The following is a 2,190-nucleotide window of genomic DNA, read 5'->3' on the forward strand; positions in this document are numbered from 1 at the left end:
AGACCATCATACATTATCCATTCACCTTTTTTTTCATATTCTTCCATTTCATTTATTGTATTTTGTAATAACTTAGGTAAGCTAGTTATATCTAGTTTAATTGTTTTATCAATCATTTTATATTCTTCTTGTTCAATCATAACAATAACCCCCAAAAATATTCTTTCATTTCTTCAGCATCTGACGGTGAAATCCAACCGCTTACTGTTTGAGATTTAATAGATAATGAAAGATTATATATAGCTTGTTTTAATTCAAAATACTTTCTCTCATTATTTTCATCTGCTTTGTATTCTTCATACGCATCTTCTACTTTTTGCATATCATCTCTTAGATAAATATCATAATTTTTGGGATTATATTTCATTTCCATTCTCCTTCCTATCTGGGTAGCAAATCCGCTACTTTATTATATTCATTATTATTTCATGTTAAAACAACAAATCAATGTATTCACATTGATTATATCAGATACTACATATCATTTTTAACTTGTATTTATTCTATCCGCAAAATCACCTTATTTCTTTCGTGGGCGTTCCGCCCATGGACTAAATTGTGGAATCACACAGGTTATAATTCTTTCTTGAGTGCTAAATAATTTTCACAGTTAGGACAAACAGGTAATTTTGCTATTACTTTATTGTATTTCATTTCCCATTCCCATCCACATTTGTTACATCTTAGTATTATAGGTGTGCTTTTGTTCTTATATTTCTTAACAATTATATCTGCAGGTTTTAGATACTGTTGGAGATCATCAGTTTGTAATACTTGTTTTTCTGCAAGTTTTCCATTTACCCAATTTGTAGAACTCAATTGTCTTTTTTTAATAAGTACTTTATAAATGTTAAATATAATAGTATTTCCACACCATTCGATGTTTAAGTAATAAGGAGTTCGTCCTTTTGCTTCATAAAACAATTGTTCTTTATAACTTTCTGGCGAAACTGAATTTGTTTTTATTTCCAATATTGACTTTTTGGAAGAAAGATCACACAAAGCAAGTATATTGTTTTCTTTGTTAATAACAAGTTCTTGAGAAAGTATTTTCTCGTCATCAAAGATGGTTTCTTTTATATATGAAACCAAATTTGAAAGCTGTTTCTTTAAATTTCTTATTGTTGAATTTATTTTTTTTTCAAACTTCTTATCTTCATCATTAATTACAGTAACAGTACCATCAGTATTAAATTCCATAGGGATGCTAATATAGCCGCTCCGAACTTTCCCAATATATTCTAATTGACTTTTATTCTTTATCAGAAAAGGTAATGAATCTACCTCTTCAACATCTAACATTGCATTAATTAAATGTTCTATAGTCATACCTGTTATATTAGTCGAAAATCTCTTTATCTTTCTTCCGTCTATTTCAAAACTATTAATTAAAGTACTATAACATTCTAAATATGGTCTGTTTTTCAATAATGCACTTATTCTTGGATGAGAATATAATAAACTAACAGGAATAATGTATTTATCATTTAATCTGAATAAATTATCATCTTCAATATAGTTGCCATCTGTCACTATATAATAATATCCACCCAATTTTTTAAAGAGTCTCCATTCCAATTTGCAATCATTTACACCACTATGAATTTGTTGAACATTCTTTATTCCAAACAATCTACATAAATTGTCTTTGCTTAAATTTCCACGAGAAAATCTTGAAGAAATTATTTCTTTTTTGAAGTTATAAAATTTTAGCTTTTCAAAACCATATATTCCGTGCCTTTTTAAATATTCAGAAAGAAAATATTTATCAAAATCTCTCCCTGCGTAAATCAATATGGTTCTTTTTTCTAGTTCAAATTCTTCTATAATACAATCAAATTCTCGTTGAGTTAGATGCTTGGCTCCTTTTAAAGTACGTTTTGTGATTCCATTTATAGATGTTGTGTAAACTTTCTTACTAAATTCTAATGGAAGAAATTTATTATAAGTTTTTCCATCGTCAGGTTTATAGAAAGAAATAGATAATAAATCATCATATTTTGATCTTAATCCATTAGTTTCCACATCAAATACTACATATTTTTTTGAACTTGTATTTATTCTATCCACAAGAACACCTTCTCTATTTTCGTGGGCGTTTCGCCCATGGACTATCTTTTCTGACCTAGTTTAAGATCTTTTACAACCTGATTGAAAGTAATTTGAATATCTTCCGTCTCTCTGGCAGCT

General features: G+C 27.9%; 2 protein-coding genes. Both read right to left on the reverse strand.

All coding sequences use genetic code 11. The features are described 5' to 3' along the window. Window positions 1–136: 136 nt before the first annotated feature. Window positions 137–373, reverse strand: coding sequence for a hypothetical protein (locus Q0F04_RS11735; protein WP_295753506.1), 237 nt, complete (start codon window positions 371–373; stop codon window positions 137–139). 200 nt (window positions 374–573) lie between these two features. Next, a complete protein-coding gene (locus tag Q0F04_RS11740) occupies window positions 574–2,070 on the reverse strand; it encodes an exonuclease domain-containing protein (protein WP_295753508.1) in 1,497 nt (498 codons plus the stop codon). Between the last annotated feature and the right edge of the window lie 120 nt (window positions 2,071–2,190).

Origin of the sequence: uncultured Holdemanella sp., from assembly GCF_934772795.1 — a bacterium.
Classification (GTDB): Bacteria; Bacillota_I; Bacilli_A; order Erysipelotrichales; family Erysipelotrichaceae; genus Holdemanella.